The sequence below is a fragment of the Marinobacter sp. MBR-105 genome (genome assembly GCF_053628895.1).
Genome location: NZ_JBRJHG010000009.1, coordinates 132,600 through 147,243, shown reverse-complemented (window position 1 = coordinate 147,243; position 14,644 = coordinate 132,600). Strand labels below are relative to the sequence as shown.

The 14,644-nt window shown below is 59.4% G+C and carries 17 protein-coding genes; 8 read left to right on the top strand and 9 right to left on the bottom strand.

The window, feature by feature from the left end; all coding sequences use genetic code 11:
• Positions 1–56 precede the first annotated feature (56 nt).
• The gene (gshA, locus tag ACSSVV_RS12255; RefSeq protein WP_011784010.1) at positions 57–1,613 is read left to right on the top strand and encodes a glutamate--cysteine ligase; all 1,557 of its coding nucleotides are present in this window, start codon (positions 57–59) and stop codon (positions 1,611–1,613) included.
• A gap of 111 nt (positions 1,614–1,724) precedes the next feature.
• Positions 1,725–1,940 (top strand): ribosome modulation factor, encoded by a 216-nt coding sequence (gene rmf / locus ACSSVV_RS12250; RefSeq protein WP_011784011.1) that lies wholly within the window; start codon positions 1,725–1,727, stop codon positions 1,938–1,940.
• Between the two features lie 30 nt (positions 1,941–1,970).
• On the opposite strand, the gene ACSSVV_RS12245 is transcribed toward rmf, so the two are convergent.
• Complete coding sequence (locus tag ACSSVV_RS12245; protein ID WP_011784012.1) at positions 1,971–2,426, bottom strand: flagellar basal body-associated FliL family protein; 456 nt, start codon at positions 2,424–2,426, stop codon at positions 1,971–1,973.
• A gap of 102 nt (positions 2,427–2,528) precedes the next feature.
• Here ACSSVV_RS12245 and ACSSVV_RS12240 point away from each other — a divergent pair, with 102 nt between their 5' ends.
• Both ACSSVV_RS12240 and ACSSVV_RS12235 read left to right on the top strand, forming a co-directional pair.
• Positions 2,529–3,035 carry a disulfide bond formation protein B gene (locus tag ACSSVV_RS12240; protein ID WP_011784013.1) on the top strand — a complete coding sequence of 169 codons (507 nt, stop codon included), beginning with the start codon at positions 2,529–2,531 and terminating at the stop codon, positions 3,033–3,035.
• 105 nt (positions 3,036–3,140) lie between these two features.
• Positions 3,141–3,620, top strand: a complete 480-nt coding sequence (locus ACSSVV_RS12235; RefSeq protein ID WP_011784014.1) for an Rsd/AlgQ family anti-sigma factor — start codon at positions 3,141–3,143, stop codon at positions 3,618–3,620.
• A 93-nt stretch (positions 3,621–3,713) separates the two neighbouring features.
• On the opposite strand, the gene ACSSVV_RS12230 is transcribed toward ACSSVV_RS12235, so the two are convergent.
• The 3 genes from ACSSVV_RS12230 to ACSSVV_RS12220 all read right to left on the bottom strand — a co-directional run bounded on the left by ACSSVV_RS12230 (position 3,714) and on the right by ACSSVV_RS12220 (position 5,495).
• On the bottom strand, positions 3,714–4,445 hold the full coding sequence (locus ACSSVV_RS12230; RefSeq protein ID WP_454106324.1) for an FKBP-type peptidyl-prolyl cis-trans isomerase: 732 nt from the start codon (positions 4,443–4,445) through the stop codon (positions 3,714–3,716).
• A gap of 136 nt (positions 4,446–4,581) precedes the next feature.
• Complete coding sequence (locus ACSSVV_RS12225) at positions 4,582–4,962, bottom strand: DUF4124 domain-containing protein (protein WP_454106323.1); 381 nt, start codon at positions 4,960–4,962, stop codon at positions 4,582–4,584.
• Entirely contained in the window at positions 4,953–5,495 is a 543-nt protein-coding gene (locus ACSSVV_RS12220; RefSeq protein ID WP_454106322.1) for a DUF2390 domain-containing protein, read from the bottom strand. The genes ACSSVV_RS12225 and ACSSVV_RS12220 overlap by 10 nt, the downstream gene beginning before the upstream one ends.
• Positions 5,496–5,537: 42 nt before the next feature.
• Between ACSSVV_RS12220 and ACSSVV_RS12215 the strand changes: the two genes are divergently transcribed.
• Complete coding sequence (locus tag ACSSVV_RS12215) at positions 5,538–7,484, top strand: ATP-binding cassette domain-containing protein (RefSeq protein WP_454106321.1); 1,947 nt, start codon at positions 5,538–5,540, stop codon at positions 7,482–7,484.
• A 12-nt stretch (positions 7,485–7,496) separates the two neighbouring features.
• Here the strand turns inward: ACSSVV_RS12215 and ppx are convergent, their stop codons facing one another.
• A complete protein-coding gene (gene ppx / locus ACSSVV_RS12210) occupies positions 7,497–8,978 on the bottom strand; it encodes an exopolyphosphatase (RefSeq protein WP_051993034.1) in 1,482 nt (493 codons plus the stop codon).
• A 318-nt stretch (positions 8,979–9,296) separates the two neighbouring features.
• Here ppx and trxA point away from each other — a divergent pair, with 318 nt between their 5' ends.
• Together trxA and mobA are read left to right on the top strand one after the other, a co-directional pair.
• Entirely contained in the window at positions 9,297–9,623 is a 327-nt protein-coding gene (trxA, locus tag ACSSVV_RS12205; RefSeq protein ID WP_011784020.1) for a thioredoxin TrxA, read from the top strand.
• Between the two features lie 57 nt (positions 9,624–9,680).
• On the top strand, positions 9,681–10,271 hold the full coding sequence (mobA, locus tag ACSSVV_RS12200; protein ID WP_454106320.1) for a molybdenum cofactor guanylyltransferase MobA: 591 nt from the start codon (positions 9,681–9,683) through the stop codon (positions 10,269–10,271).
• Positions 10,272–10,442: 171 nt separating this feature from the next.
• Here the strand turns inward: mobA and ACSSVV_RS12195 are convergent, their stop codons facing one another.
• Genes ACSSVV_RS12195 through moaB form a run of 4 tightly spaced genes read right to left on the bottom strand, consistent with a single transcriptional unit; the run spans position 10,443 to position 12,953 of the window.
• A complete protein-coding gene (locus ACSSVV_RS12195; protein WP_023008382.1) occupies positions 10,443–10,889 on the bottom strand; it encodes a molybdenum cofactor biosynthesis protein MoaE in 447 nt (148 codons plus the stop codon).
• 1 nt (position 10,890) lies between these two features.
• On the bottom strand, positions 10,891–11,151 hold the full coding sequence (gene moaD / locus ACSSVV_RS12190) for a molybdopterin converting factor subunit 1 (protein ID WP_023008381.1): 261 nt from the start codon (positions 11,149–11,151) through the stop codon (positions 10,891–10,893).
• Positions 11,152–11,153: 2 nt separating this feature from the next.
• The gene (locus ACSSVV_RS12185) at positions 11,154–12,368 is read right to left on the bottom strand and encodes a molybdopterin molybdotransferase MoeA (protein ID WP_022992120.1); all 1,215 of its coding nucleotides are present in this window, start codon (positions 12,366–12,368) and stop codon (positions 11,154–11,156) included.
• Positions 12,369–12,380: 12 nt separating this feature from the next.
• Positions 12,381–12,953: a molybdenum cofactor biosynthesis protein B gene (moaB, locus tag ACSSVV_RS12180; RefSeq protein WP_014420345.1), complete on the bottom strand. Its 573-nt coding sequence runs from the start codon at positions 12,951–12,953 to the stop codon at positions 12,381–12,383.
• A 355-nt stretch (positions 12,954–13,308) separates the two neighbouring features.
• Between moaB and rho the strand changes: the two genes are divergently transcribed.
• Positions 13,309–14,571 carry a transcription termination factor Rho gene (gene rho, locus ACSSVV_RS12175; RefSeq protein WP_454106319.1) on the top strand — a complete coding sequence of 421 codons (1,263 nt, stop codon included), beginning with the start codon at positions 13,309–13,311 and terminating at the stop codon, positions 14,569–14,571.
• The last annotated feature ends 73 nt before the right edge of the window (positions 14,572–14,644 follow it).

Below are 14,644 nucleotides of genomic sequence, written 5' to 3'. Positions count from 1 at the left end.
CTGATTCACAGCCGTTACGTCTCACAAGGGCGTAACGGCTGCAACAGGAGCTCAACATGGCACAATCCCGCCACTCCCTGTTCCAACAGTTTGCCGCCAGTGACTGGGACGGTTTCCTCAAAGGGGTCGAAAAGGAAGGCCTGCGCGTCGATGCCAATGGCTTCATTGCCCAGACACCACATCCGGAAGCCCTGGGCTCCGCACTGACCCACCCCCGTATCACGACCGACTACTCGGAAGCCCTGCTGGAACTGATCACGCCGGTCTTCGACAATACTGAAGCTATGCTGGCCTCGTTGCGGGATATACATCGGTTCGTCCAGCAGAACCTGGATAACGAAGTGTTCTGGGCCGCGAGCATGCCCTGCGAGATTGACGGCGATGCCAGCATTCCCATTGCCGAGTACGGCAGCTCCAACACTGGCCGGCTCAAGCATGTGTATCGTCAGGGTCTGGCGGTGCGTTATGGCCGGATTATGCAGAGTATTGCCGGCGCCCATTACAATCTTTCCCTGCCGGACAGTTTCTGGCGCAAATGGCAGGAACTGGTGGGCAACAAGGATAGCCTCAGGGATTTCAAATCAGACCAGTACTTCTGGCTGATCCGGAATTTCCGCCGCCGCAGCTGGTTGCTGATGCTGCTGTTTGGCGCCTCGCCGGCACTGGATGCCAGTTTTGTGGCCGGCGTCCGGCACGACCTGGCACGGTTCGATGATCGCACCTGGTTTGGCCAGCACGCCACGTCTTTGCGCATGGGGGATCTGGGTTACCACAACAATGCCCAGGCCTCGCTGAATATCTGCTTCAATGAGCTGAGCACTTATACCCGGACACTGGATCGCGCCATCCACACCAACTGGCCAGCGTATGAAGCCATTGGCACCCGGCGCAATGGCGAGTTTGTCCAGATCAATACCAATGTGCTTCAGATTGAGAACGAGTACTACAGCGCGGTACGTCCCAAGCGCACCACCGAGCGGGGTGAAAAGCCGATCCAGGCTCTGGATGCCCGGGGTGTGGAATACATTGAGGTGCGTTGTCTGGACCTGGATCCGTTCTCGCCGGTGGGCGTGAACCGCGAGCAGATCGATTTCCTCGACCTGTTCCTGCTGGATTGCCTGCTCACCGATTCTCCCCGTATTGAAGACGATGAGTGCGAACGGCTTGATGACAATTACAAGGACGTCGTCGCCAGCGGTCGCCTGCATTCACTCAGTCTGTGCCGGGGTGGACAGCGTGTGCCTGTGGGCGAGGCCGCCGTTGAATGGCTGGAGCGCTTGCAGCCCCTGGCAGAGCTGCTGGATGGCTGGAATCATAGCGATACCTACAGGTCGGCGCTGGCGGCTCAACGGTCGAAACTCGAGGGCAATGATTGGGCGGTGCCTTCCGCTCGAGTGCTTGAGGCCATGGGGCAGTCAGGCCTGGGCCATCGCGACTGGGTGCAGGCGATATCCCGTGAACACCAGCAAACCCTGAATTCGGAGCCACTGGCACCGGAGGTGCTGGCGGACTTCCGTGCCATGAGTGCGCAGTCCCTGGTCGAGCAGAAAGAGCAGGAAGCTGCGGACAGTCAGCCATTTCCGGAGTTTCTGGAGGCCTACCTGAAATCCTGACGCCGCTTGCGTCACGTCCGGAAAGGGACGTGACGCACAGAACCGGCTGTCCGGTTTGCTGGATCTGTTACCTGCTGTTACTTTCTATTACATCAGGTAAGGAGGTGGCCCATGGCAACGGATATCAAGCTCGGCTGGGATGTAGAAGCATTGAACAAGGCCTACCGGCAGGGATACATGGCCGGAGAGATGGGCATGGACAAAACCCGCTGTCCATACCGTGGTGAGGTCATTATTGCCGCCTGGGAAGCCGGTTGGGATGATGCCGGTCAGGCCCGGAAACAGCGCCCGCAACAGGATGATGATCTGTTCTCACGCATCGCCTGATCCGGTGCCACCGCCCGGTGGACGCCGCAACTAGCGCTGAACCACAAACTCGGTAAACAGCACTCCGGTAATGGTCTCACCGGTTTGCTGCTCCTCCAGCACTCCGTTTATCCGTTTGGTTGCTTCTTCCCGCAGCGCCTGCTGGCCGTCCATGGAAGACAATTGGTCAAGATCCGTCTGCTCACCAAACAGCATCACCAGTTCGTGCCGTAACCTGGGCATGTGCGCTTCTACCGCCGGCCGGGTGGTTTCGCGGGAGGCCCGAATGGTTACGGAGGCTTTGAGATAGGCCACTTTCGCATCCGGTTTGCCGACATGGGTGACGAATGCCGGTTCCATGGCGATATAGTCGGTTACCCCCTTCACTTCGGTTTCTTCATCAGCTTCCTCGGCCATGGTGGGCAGGGAAGGCATCAGTGCGCACAGGGTCAGTAACAGGGCCGGCGTCAGTTTTCTGAGAATGGTCATAGGCTTGGCGTTAGTCATGGGTTAGGATTGGTTCAGTGTTTCATGGCACGCTGGTTTTTCTCTGAGAATATCAGGCCATGGAAGCTTGTGCAGTCCACATCATGATTCCGGGGTAGCGTTTTGACAAGCAGATGGATATTCGGGTTGGTATTTCTGGTGTGCGCCGGGTTGCTGGCGGTGGCCTTTTACATGGAGCACGTGATGGGTCTGGAGCCATGCCCGTTGTGCTGGTTGCAGCGTTTCGGATTTATGGGTGCAGGGCTGGTGAGTCTGTTGGCGTTTCTGCACGGACCCCGCGGGTTCGGCAACCGGGTCTACGGGCTGTTACTGATTGTTGCCGCCGGCGCTGGTCTGGCGGTGGCGGGGCGTCAGCTATGGTTACAGAGTCTGCCGGCGGACCAGGTGCCTGCCTGTGGTCCCTCGGTTGATTACATGCTCGAGGTACTACCCTGGTTTGAAGTGCTGCAAACCGCTTTGAAAGGCACGGGTGATTGCGCCGAAGTGGTCTGGCGTTTTCTCGGTTTGAGTATCCCCGGATGGACCGCGGTCTTTTTTAGCCTGCTGATTGTACTGGGGCTGTTTGTGATGCTGCGACGCTATTCTCCCCGGGACTGGTTGCAGAGCTGAAACAGTTGCGGCTGACCATGACCATGGGGTAACTTGAATGCCACATAATAATTATCAAGACTAGATCCAGAGAACGGGCGGATTGACCGAGGGGAGACAGGCGTCATGTTGGAGAATTGCCGGAATGCCAGGGAGCGTTGGGGTGGTGTCAGCGAGCTGATTGATCGCTGGCTGAAGGAGCGCCAGGAGCTTCTGGTTCAGTATTGCGAGTTGTCTGGAGAAAGTGATTTTTCCCAGACCGATGCCCTCCGCGAAAAATTCGTCCGCCTGTGCGAAGTGCTGGTGGATTATGTTTCGGCCGGCCACTTTGAAGTCTACGAACAGCTGATTCAGGAGGCCCGTGAGTTCAACGATGGCGGTCTCGAACTGGCAGCAAAGCTCTATCCCCGGATCGAGCAGACCACGGAAGTGGCATTGAACTTCAATGATCGTCTGGATGGCCGGGAGCTGTCCGAGGTCGACGTCAAGGAATTGTTCAACGAGTTGTCACGGCTTGGAGAAGTGCTGGAGTCACGCTTCGAGATGGAAGATTTCCTGATTGAGAATCTGCATAACGCCCATGCGGGCAAGGTGGCTTCGGCCTGATTGCCTCTACCCGGAACCGCATTACCCGCAATAAAAAACCGGCCCCAGAAATGGTGCCGGTTTTTTATTGCCTGCCGGAGTGCTGGCCAGAGCTTATTCGTCTGAACCGGCGTCGTCCTGCCACGGATTCACGGCGATCAGCTCGACATCGAATACCAGGGTCTCGTTAGGGCCAATAGCCTGGTTTCCGCCCGGGCCGTAGGCCAGGTCAGACGGGATATAAAGCTTGTACCGAGCACCTTCGCTCATCAGCTGCAGACCTTCTGTCCACCCAGGAATCACCTGGTTCAGGCCAAAGGTCACGGTTTGCCCGCGCTCACGGGAGCTGTCGAACACCTCACCGTTGATCAGTTCGCCGGTGTAGTGGACTTCCACCTGATCCTCGGCGGTTGGGCGCTCACCGTTACCTTCTTCAATCACTTCGTACTGGAGACCGGACTCTGTGGTCTCAACGCCTTCACGCTCGGCGTTTTCAGCCAGGAAAGCCTCGCCGGCATCCTTGTTCTTCTGAGCCAGTTCTTCCAGTTGCTGCTCCTGCTTTTGCTGGAGCTCCTGCTGGTAGGCCATCAGCGCTTCCTGGATCTGCTCGCGGGTCAGTCGCTTGCTGTCTTCATCACCGGCATGGCCATGCTGGATGCCCTGAAGGAACTGGTCCATCTGGAGATCCGGCAAGTCGTTGCTCATGCGCTCACCCAGCACCAATCCCATGCCATAGCTGACTTTCTCGGGCGTGGTTTCAAGGGCCGGGTCGTTTGCCGGCTCCTGGGCTGTTGAGCAACCGGCAATCAGGCCGGTAACGGCGATAGCCAAAAGCGTTTTCTTCATCATTTCATCCTTTTCACGTGTTTCTGGGCTCTCTGACCCTGGATTCTGAAAGTGAACAAGGTAACGGGTTCAGCAGCGGGATGCCACTGAACATGTGTTAATCAGAGACTCATTTCGCGGCAATGCGCAACCCGCGTCAGGAACCGCTGGCGGGTGAGCCATTGAGCGAATAGGGGGCCTGGTAGGGGGACTGCCAGTCATCTTCCGGGCTGATGGTCTGCGGCTTCCGGGGCACGGGGTCTGGGCGCTCAATGGCCAAGGCATTCCAGGGGCCCTGGGCCGGGGGCTGATCGGCATAGTGCCAGTTGCCATCGGTGTCCTGCCATTTGAACACGATGTCCGGGCCCTCGGTGGGGATTGGCGATGGCAGCAACCCCTCGAATGAGGGAATCGTCGTCGCCTGCTGGGTATTCTCCGGTTCGGAAACTTGGTCAGGATCGCCCAGGCCGAAGAAAATCAGCAGCAGCAAAAGGCCGAGCGCCGGAAATGAAAGCCGGATCAGCCATTTCATGAACATGATGGGCCGCCTCTGGTGGTCTGGCCAGCAAGCCGGCGGGCCAGAAGTTCAAGGTGAGGTTTTACCCGCACGGGTACGTCACGGGACGGCGCGGCAGCGACAAGATTCTGCCCGATGATGGTGCCTGATTCCTGCATGTTTCCGCGCTCCGGTTCGGATTCTTTCAACGTTTGCCAGGCCAGAGCCAGCTCCAGCTGTTCGGCCAGCAGCTCTGCCCTGGCCAGAGTGTCCCGTAGCTCCCGGCCACGATCATTGGCCCGGGGAACAGACTTGCGGGCGGAGCGAAGGCAACCGGTTACACGGCTTCGCCACTCTGTTACCTTAGCGTCCTCAACGCCAGAGAACGACTGACCGTGCGTGGCGAGCCAGCCGGCACAGAGGATGCGGCTTACGCTCCATCCCTCGGACTGCAGCTCAAGACAGGCCTCAGCCACTTGCGGATCCTGCCATTGAGCGAGGGCATAACGCCATAACGGATTGTCTGGTTCCATGTGTTCTGGAAGTTCCAGCGGCTCCGCTTGTTGAACGGTCATGATGGCGCTTCCCTGGCAGTAATCCATGGATAGATTAAATCTATGTTAACGATAACCGATCTCAGTTTACAACGGGGCGGCGTCTGGTTGCTAGAAAACGTGAACCTGACCGTGCAACCGGGGCAGCGCGTTGCCATTGTTGGTGCCAATGGTGCCGGCAAATCCAGTCTTTTCCAGCTCTTGCTGGGGCAGCTTGCACCCGAGCAAGGCAGCGTGGCGTTGCCCGGTGGCTGCCGGATTGCCCATATGGCTCAGGAAGTCGCGGCTTCGTCCAGATCCGCCCGGGATTTTGTGCTGGATGGCGACACCGAGTTGCGGCGAATGGAGCGGGCGCTGGCCGAAGCGGAAGCGGGTGGTGACGACCATGCCATTGCCCGCCTGCACGGGGAGCTGGATATTCACGAAGCCTGGTCCGCACCGCGTCGGGCCGAGACTCTGCTCAGGGGCCTGGGCTTCGCCGACAGCGATGCCGAGCGCCCGGTTTCGGCATTTTCCGGTGGCTGGCGTATTCGACTGAACCTGGCCCAGGCACTGATGCGTCCATCCGATCTGCTGTTGCTGGATGAGCCCACCAACCACCTGGACCTGGATGCTTGTCTGTGGCTGGAGAACTGGCTCAGAAAGTATCCGGGTACCTTGCTGTTTATTTCTCACGACCGGGACTTCATGGACCGGGTGGCTACTCATCTGGTGCATTTCGATCAGAAGCAATTGGTGCTGTATACGGGAAATTACTCAGCCTTCGAGCGTCAGCGCGCCGAGCGACTGGCCCAGCAGCAGGCCAGTTTCGAACGCCAGCAAGCCAGAATTGCCGAAATCCAGCGCTTTATTGATCGCTTCAAGGCCAAAGCCACCAAAGCCCGGCAGGCCCAGAGCCGCGTCAAGGCACTGGAACGGATGGAAAAGATTGCGCCGGCGCACGTGGACTCACCCTTCAGTTTCGAGTTCCCGGTCGCGGACAAGGTCTCCAATCCATTGCTGTCCATTCGCCACGGGGTCGCGGGCCATGGGGATGTGCCCATTCTGAAGAACATCAATGTCACCCTGTTGCCCGGCACCCGGGTTGGTTTGCTGGGGCCGAACGGGGCCGGTAAGTCCACCTTTATGGATGCCCTTCGCGGCACCGGAACCCTGCTCAGTGGTGAGCGCACCTGTGGCGAACATCTGGCCATCGGCTATTTCGCCCAGCATCAGCTGGAGTCCCTGGATCTCGACGCCAGCCCGTTCCTGCATCTGCAGCGTCTGGCGCCAACCGCATCGGAGCAGAAAGTCCGGGACTTCCTGGGCGGCTTCGATTTTCACGGCGACGAAGCACTTGCGCCCATTCGCTCGTTTTCGGGCGGTGAGAAGGCCCGGGTTGCGCTTGCCGTTATCGCCTGGCAGAAACCCAATCTGCTGCTGCTGGATGAGCCCACGAACCATCTGGACCTGGAAATGCGACAGGCCCTGACCATGGCGCTCCAGAACTTCGATGGCGCCATCGTGGTGGTATCCCACGACCGCCACTTGCTGCGCAACACGGTGGATGAATTCTGGCTGGTATGCGACGGCGCTGTTGGCGAGTACGAGGGCGACCTGGAGGATTACGAACGCTGGCTGGCGGATCGCCGAAAGGATGAGGAATCGCCGCCCCGACGTGAAGTGGCCGAGGGTCAGGAAAAATCAGCCAATATCGCCGGAGCCGCGACCCTGACGGCGGACGAACGCAAGGCCCGCAAGCGCCAGGAAGCTGAACTGCGACAGAAACTCAGCCCGTGGCGGAAAAAACAGGGAACGCTTGAGGCCCGTATGGAACAGTTGCAGCAACAGCTGGCCACCGTGGAGCAGAATCTTGCCGACCCAGGTCTTTACGATGACCAGCAAAAGGTTCGGCTCAAGGGACTGCTGGCGGAGCAGGCAGAGCTCAAGCGCGAGCTGGAAGGCATTGAAGCCGAGTGGCTGGAGGTGAGCGAAACTGTGGAGAGCCTGGAGGCGGAACTGGCTGGCTGAGGCCGGCCAGTGTTACCGGCCCGAGATCTCCAGGGTAAAGTCCTGGCGTGCCAGATAGTCCCGTTCGTTCTCCAGGTCTGCGAGGGTCAGCGGGCGGTTGTCCAGCCAGCCCTCGGGGAACTCGACTACCAGGCGGTTATCGTGGCCGTGAAGGGTGAAGGCGGGGGGGGCTTCCAGGTTGCGTGGGTGTTGGATCAGCACCGCCAGTCGCACCAGCACGCAAAGGTAGGTCAGGCGGGGTTTGTCCTCGGGCTCGATACCCTCGAAAACCGCCGACGAGAACTTCCGGCGATGGCCCCGGACCAGAGTGGCCAGATCCTTCTGGAACGGCTGACTGAAGCCGGGTAAATCGGAATAACGCAACAGGTAGGCGCCGTGCTTGTGGTATTGGCTGTGGGAAATGGTCAGGCCGATCTCGTGCAGCCGGCAGGCCCAGCGCAGCACGTCTTCATCGGCGGCGGTGCGCAGGCCCCATTGCCCCGCCACCTGTTCCCAGGCGGCAATCGCGGTGTTCTCGACCGCTGCGCCGTGAGCCTGGTCTACGTGGTAACGCTCCTGCAGCGCCGCAATCGTGCGTTCACGAACGTCCTCGTGCTGGATGCGTCCGACAATGTCGTACAGCAGGCCTTCACGCAGGGCGCCGTCGGCAAAGGTCATGGTCTGGATGTCGAGTGAACGGAACGCGGCCATCAGAATGGCAAAGCCGGCGGGGAAAATGCTCTGGCGATCTTCCCTTACCCCCAGTTCGGCCAGTTTCTCCACCTTGCCCATGCTCACCAGGCGCTTGCGCAGCTCTTCCATGCCGTCGCGGTTAATGGAGCCGTCGGTAATCTTCAGGGTTGCCAGCACGTTGGCAATCGCCTTGATCGAGCCGGAAGAGCCCACCGCGCTCTGCCACCCCACTGAACGATAGTGCTGACGGATATTCAGCAGTTCCTGCTCGGCGTGGGTAATGGCCTTGTCCATCTGGCGCCGGGTAATCTTGCCATCGGGAAAGTAGCGGTTGCGGAACGAGACGCACCCCATGTGCAGACTTTCCAGCTCCTGGGGTTCGAAACGCTGTCCGATGATGAATTCCGTGCTGCCGCCGCCAATATCAATCACCAGCCGCCGACCGGAATCGTCTGACAGGGTATGGGAGACACCGAGATAGATTAACCGCGCTTCCTCACGCCCGGCGATGATCTCTACCGGATAACCCAGCACCTCCTCGGCACGGGCAATGAAATCGTGAGCATTGCGGGCGACCCGGAGGGCATTGGTGCCGACGATCTGGACGGCTTCCCGGGGCATGCCCTGAAGGCGCTGGGCAAACCGGCTCAGACATTCGAGGGCCCGCTGCTGGGTTTCTTCGGTCAGCCGATTGTACTGATCCAGCCCCGCGCCAAGCTGGACTTTCTCGCCCATCTTCTCAACCGTGCGGATTTCGCCATGCACCAGACGGGCGACGACCATATGAAAACTGTTGGAGCCCATATCGATGGCTGCCAGCATGTCCGGGGAGGTTTCAGGCTTCTCGGCAGGGGATGCGGCCGTCACGTTGATAGGCGTCCTGTGTGATATGAACTTGGCCGTACTATAAGTGAAACTTCCCGGCCGTGTCAGTAACTCGCTGCGGACATTACTGACACGGATCAACCCGAGGGTAGATACAACCGGCTTCACATCAGGGCCGGCAATCGCGTAAAGTAATAGTCTGTCTTAATCCGGGTGGGCGGCCGGTCCGTAAAGAGAACACCGTCCACTACAGTCAACAGCGACTCCCGAAGGGCCGGAATCCAAGCCCCGGAGCGCCTGAATCAGGAAAAGGTAATGAGCGGAAATATCGTTAATGTCACCGACGCTTCCTTCGAGCAGGATGTACTGAAGTCCGACGTTCCGGTACTGGTAGACTACTGGGCCGAGTGGTGTGGCCCGTGCAAAATGATTGCTCCGGTTCTGGAAGAAATCGCTGACGAATACGACGGCAAGCTTAAGGTCTGCAAACTCAACATCGACGAAAACGAACAGACCCCGCCCAAGTTCAACATCCGTGGTATCCCGACCCTGATGCTGTTCAAGAACGGCAACGTGGATGCCACCAAAGTAGGCGCGCTGTCCAAATCGCAGCTGGCCGCCTTCCTCGACAGCAACCTCTGATCCGCTGTTGAAGGAAACCGCCCCTGAACACCGCTTCACGGGCGGTTTTTTTATGCCATGACCCGACCAGACAGAATCATCGGCCTGCTCCTGGCAGGCGGCAAAGGCACCCGCATGGGCGGCCAGGACAAAGGCCTCGTACCCTGGCAAGGCAAAGCCATGGCGGAATGGGTGCTGAGGGCCCTGAAGACCGTCACCCCGGCTGTCTTTATCAGCGCCAACCGCTCCCTGCCGGAATACGAACGCCTGGCGCCCGGCCGCATCCTGCAGGATCCTCCTGAACTACGCGACCAGGGCCCTCTGGCGGGCCTGCTCACGGGCCTGAAAGCCGCGGAAACTCAGGGTGCCGAAGCTGTGCTGGTCTGCCCCTGTGATACCCCGGGAATCACCCCGGGAACCCTTAGCGCCCTGGTCACCGCCTGGCAAACCCAACCCGACCGCCCGGCTATTGCCGAACATAACGGCCGCCTGCACCCGTTGCACGGTGTGTATCCGGTAAATGTAATGGTGGAACTGGATCGCTGGCTGGCCTCGGACAACCGCCGGGTGATGGGATTTGCCGAATCGGTGGGGGCGGTTGCGGTTAATTGTCCTGAAACCGACGAAGTGTTCAGGAATCGCAATGATTTTAGGGGGTTGGAACGCTAATATGATCTCGGCTGGATCAGCTGACTGCATATGTAGGGTGCTGGTCTGGTGGGATCTCCGAAAATGCTCGGAGCCATGGATGGCGGAGAGCAAGCGTACAGGGACGTATTCACAGCGGTTTTCGGAGGTCCCACTAGGCCAGCGGCCGGGCGGCAAACTCCAATAAGCGTCTCACTCCCAGTTCCGACTCCGGGCAACATCAGCCTCTTTCTGCTCCACCCAATGTTCACCCTCGCGGGTAATCTCCTTCTTCCAGAATGGCGCCGACGTTTTCAACGCGTCCATAATGAACTCACAGGCCGCAAACGCATCGCCCCGGTGGGCACCGCACACCCCTACAAACACAATCTGGTCCGCCAGCGCCAACTGCCCGACCCGGTGAATCACCCGGGCCCGCTGCACATCCCAGCGCCGGCCCGCCTCATCAATCAGCCCCTGAATCACCTGCTCGGTCATTCCCGGATAATGCTCGAGAAACAGCCCCGTCACCCCGGACAGATCCCCGGAATCCCTCACCAGACCCGAGAAGGTCACAATGGCCCCGGTGCCCGGTCCGGTCCCGCGAAGCGCCTCATATTCTGCACCCGCATCGAAATCGTCGGTCTGGATTGAAATCATCTCAACCTCCGGTGACCGGTGGGAAAAAGGCTACCTCATCCCCTGGCTGTACCGGGCTGGACGGCTTCGCCATGGACTGATTGATGGCCGCCATCACCGGTTGGCCACCGGTCAGCTGGGCCCAGGCACCGCCCCGGCTGGCCAGGTGGGTAAGCAGGTCCGCGACCGTCTGGTGCTCTGATGCCGGCAGGGTCAGGCTTTCGGTACCCAGCTCTTCTCTTAGTCGGGCGAAAAAACGCACGGTCAGTGTTGGTTCTGTCATCGTTAACTCAGTAATTCGGTGAACGGATAGTATGTAATCAAATCGCCGGCGCGGATGGCCGTGTGTTCCGGCACCACAGCCAGGCCGTCGCCCCAGCAGGCGGAACTCAGGACGCCGGAGCTCTGGTTGGGGTAGGCGACAACCTCCAGACCCGCTGCTGAACCCTGCTTCCGGGCCCGTACAAACTCGCGGCGGACAGATGTGGAGGTTACGTCAAACCCAGCGGGCAGAGATTCGCCCACGGGAAGGAGGTCCTGCCGGCCCTGGCGTTTGCGAATGTAAGGCATCGCCACCACCAGAAAAGTGACCAGGACCGCTGCCGGATTGCCCGGCAAACCGAGTACCGGTATGCCTGCCACTTCGCCAAACGCCAGTGGTTTGCCGGGCTTGATTGCCATGCGCCAAAGTGACAGCTTGCCGGATTTCTCCAGTACCGCGCGAACGTGGTCCTCCTCACCGACCGATACGCCGCCGCTGGTGATGATCAGGTCGGCCTTGGCAGCAGCAGACTCGAGCGTGCTGCGGGTGGCTTCCCGGGTATCTTCAAGGGTTTCGCACAGAACCAGCTCGCAGCCAGCCTCGGCCAACAGGCCCATGAGGGTAAATCGGTTGGTGTTGTATATCTGGCCAGAATCAAGTGGCTGGCCCGGCTCCACCAGTTCATCACCGGTGGTCAATACCGCGACTCTTAGCCGGCCCATGACCGGAACCTGGCTGATTCCCATGGAGGCCAGCAGGCCCATTTCCTGGGGGCGAATGCGCTTGCCCTTCGCCAGCGCCAGATCGCCCCGGGCAAGATCCTGGCCCTGCCTGCGAATGTTCTGGCCCTCTGAAACCTCGGCCTGGATCAGAATCATGTCGTCGGTGCGTTCCACCCGTTCCTGCATCACGACCGCATCGGCCCCTTCGGGAATCTCGGAGCCGGTAAAAATCCGTGCCGCTGTGCCGGGTGCCAGTGTTCCGGGGGCAACGCCGGCCGGGATTCTGGCGGATACGGACATCGGTTTGCCGGCGGCGACATCGGCCAGACATACCGCATAGCCGTCCACGGCGCTGTTATCCGCTGGCGGCACATCCGCGGGAACATACTGGTTCTCCGCCAGAACCCGGCCGAGGCTGTCCGTTAAGGCAACGGCTTCGGTTCGGGTGATGGCCGGCGCCCGGTCAAGAATATGTTGCAGTGCATCGTCAACCGATGTCAGATCGTTAGCCACCATGTGTCCTCCTGTTTATCGCTCGGCACGCTGGCCAATCACTTCCTGAACCCGCTGGTAGGGGCGGTCCGGCTTGCGCAGGGCCAGAGCAGAGAAATTACAGGGGCCATGGCGACTGTCCAGCTGGGTTGCCAGAATGCCGTTCCAGCCGGTTCGGCAAGCCCCGGTTGAGCCGGGCAGGCAGAAAATAACCGTATGGTTGGCCAGGCCGCCAAAGGCCCGGGACTGGATGGTGGAGGTGCCGATTTCAGACGCGGACAGTCGCCGGAACTCCTCACCAAATCCGTCGATGGTTTTATCCAGCAGGGGCGCTACCGCCTCCGGCGTACTGTCACGTTCGTGGAAGCCGGTGCCGCCGGTAATGATGACGGCGTGAATCTCCGGATCGGCAATCCATTGTGACATCAGGGCCCGGACCAGGTAGATGTCATCCGGCAGGATGCGGCGGGCCACAAGCCGGTGACCGGCCTCGACAACGCTGTCCTCGAGAAACTGGCCAGACGTGTCTTCATCCGGGCCTCGGGTGTCCGAGACGGTCAGAAGGGCGATGTTCAGGGGCTTCAGTTCGCTGGTGCGATCACTGCTCATGGGGTAGGCTCCGGAAGTCTGTCATCAATCATAGGCTCAGTATCCTGATCTGCTGCGTGGTTGGGAAGGGAGTAACCCATCAGAGGGAGCTCCAGAACCAGTGAACCCCATGCCAAAAACTGGCTTAATTTTATTCAGGGGCTTGACATTCGCGCTAAAGGTGGCCGATGATGCCGTTGCCCGGCGAACAGTTGTTCCCACTCTCTGGCTTCGGCATTTAATATCCGGCTTCCATCTACACCGGTTGCTCCATCTGCCAGCACCTTTGTTTCATTTTTGATTCGATCAACACGTTCAGGGGCGCCCCTGTCATTCCAACAGTCGTTTACTTCCATTCCTGAAAATCCAACAAACTATGAATCTTACTGAACTCAAGCAGAAATCCGTGCCCGAATTGCTCGATATCGCGCAAGAAATGGGCCTCGACAACCTGGCTCGTTCGCGCAAACAGGATGTGATCTTCACCATCCTGAAAAAACACGCCAAAAGCGGCGAAGACATTTACGGTGACGGTGTACTGGAGATTCTGCAGGATGGTTTCGGCTTCCTCCGCTCCGCCGATGCCTCATACCTGGCCGGGCCGGACGATATTTACGTTTCCCCCAGCCAGATTCGTCGGTTCAACCTGCGTACCGGCGACACCATCGCGGGCAAGATCCGTCCTCCGAAAGACGGCGAACGTTATTTTGCCCTGCTGAAAGTCAACGAGATCAACTTTGACAAGCCGGATAACGCCCGCAACAAGATTCTGTTCGAGAACCTGACGCCGCTGTTCCCGGATGAGCGTCTGACGCTTGAAGCTGGTAACGGCAGCACTGAGGATCTCTCCTCACGGGTTCTGGACCTGGTGGCGCCCATTGGTAAGGGGCAGCGAGGCCTGATCGTATCCCCGCCCAAGGCCGGTAAGACGCTGCTGATGCAGAGCATTGCCCAGTCCATCACCCGTAACAATCCAGAGTGCCATGTAATGGTTCTGCTGATTGACGAGCGGCCAGAGGAAGTGACCGAGATGCAGCGCACTGTGCGCGGCGAAGTCATCGCCTCCACTTTTGACGAGCCGCCGGCCCGTCACGTGCAGGTGGCCGAGATGGTGATCGAAAAGGCCAAGCGCCTGGTCGAGCACAAGAAAGATGTGGTTATTCTGCTGGACTCCATAACCCGTCTGGCCCGTGCCTACAATACGGTCATTCCTTCCTCCGGTAAGGTGTTGACCGGTGGTGTTGATGCCCACGCCCTGGAAAAGCCCAAGCGTTTCTTTGGTGCTGCCCGTAACGTGGAAGAAGGCGGAAGCCTGACCATTCTCGCCACGGCGCTGGTGAACACCGGTTCCAAAATGGACGAAGTGATCTACGAGGAGTTCAAGGGCACCGGTAACATGGAGGTGCATCTGGACCGACGGATTGCGGAGAAACGGGTGTACCCGGCCATCAACATTCGTAGCTCCGGCACTCGCCGCGAAGACCTGTTGATGTCCGAAGCCGACATCCAGCGTGTGTGGATTCTGCGCAAATTGCTGCACTCCATGGACGACGATACCGCCGCCATCGAGTTCCTGCTGGACAAGCTCAAGGACACCAAGACTAACGACGAGTTCTTCCAGTCCATGAAGCGTCGGTGATACTGACTCCGATTCCCGACCGGCGGGCGTTCTTATGGAATGTCCGGGTGGTCGGGGCGGATTCCCTCCCCAG

Coding starts and splice junctions, on each gene's coding strand:
- ACSSVV_RS12235 (WP_011784014.1), top strand. CDS start 3,141: ATGTTGGAGAATTGCCGGAATGCCAGGGAGCGTTGGGGTGGTGTCAGC.
- ACSSVV_RS12215 (WP_454106321.1), top strand. CDS start 5,538: ATGTTAACGATAACCGATCTCAGTTTACAACGGGGCGGCGTCTGGTTG.
- rho (WP_454106319.1), top strand. CDS start 13,309: ATGAATCTTACTGAACTCAAGCAGAAATCCGTGCCCGAATTGCTCGAT.
- ACSSVV_RS12230 (WP_454106324.1), bottom strand. CDS start 4,445: ATGAAGAAAACGCTTTTGGCTATCGCCGTTACCGGCCTGATTGCCGGT.
- rmf (WP_011784011.1), top strand. CDS start 1,725: ATGGCAACGGATATCAAGCTCGGCTGGGATGTAGAAGCATTGAACAAG.
- ACSSVV_RS12195 (WP_023008382.1), bottom strand. CDS start 10,889: ATGATTTCAATCCAGACCGACGATTTCGATGCGGGTGCAGAATATGAG.
- moaD (WP_023008381.1), bottom strand. CDS start 11,151: ATGACAGAACCAACACTGACCGTGCGTTTTTTCGCCCGACTAAGAGAA.
- gshA (WP_011784010.1), top strand. CDS start 57: ATGGCACAATCCCGCCACTCCCTGTTCCAACAGTTTGCCGCCAGTGAC.
- mobA (WP_454106320.1), top strand. CDS start 9,681: ATGACCCGACCAGACAGAATCATCGGCCTGCTCCTGGCAGGCGGCAAA.
- ppx (WP_051993034.1), bottom strand. CDS start 8,978: ATGCTGGCAGCCATCGATATGGGCTCCAACAGTTTTCATATGGTCGTC.
- trxA (WP_011784020.1), top strand. CDS start 9,297: ATGAGCGGAAATATCGTTAATGTCACCGACGCTTCCTTCGAGCAGGAT.
- moaB (WP_014420345.1), bottom strand. CDS start 12,953: ATGAGCAGTGATCGCACCAGCGAACTGAAGCCCCTGAACATCGCCCTT.
- ACSSVV_RS12245 (WP_011784012.1), bottom strand. CDS start 2,426: ATGACTAACGCCAAGCCTATGACCATTCTCAGAAAACTGACGCCGGCC.
- ACSSVV_RS12185 (WP_022992120.1), bottom strand. CDS start 12,368: ATGGTGGCTAACGATCTGACATCGGTTGACGATGCACTGCAACATATT.
- ACSSVV_RS12225 (WP_454106323.1), bottom strand. CDS start 4,962: ATGTTCATGAAATGGCTGATCCGGCTTTCATTTCCGGCGCTCGGCCTT.
- ACSSVV_RS12220 (WP_454106322.1), bottom strand. CDS start 5,495: ATGACCGTTCAACAAGCGGAGCCGCTGGAACTTCCAGAACACATGGAA.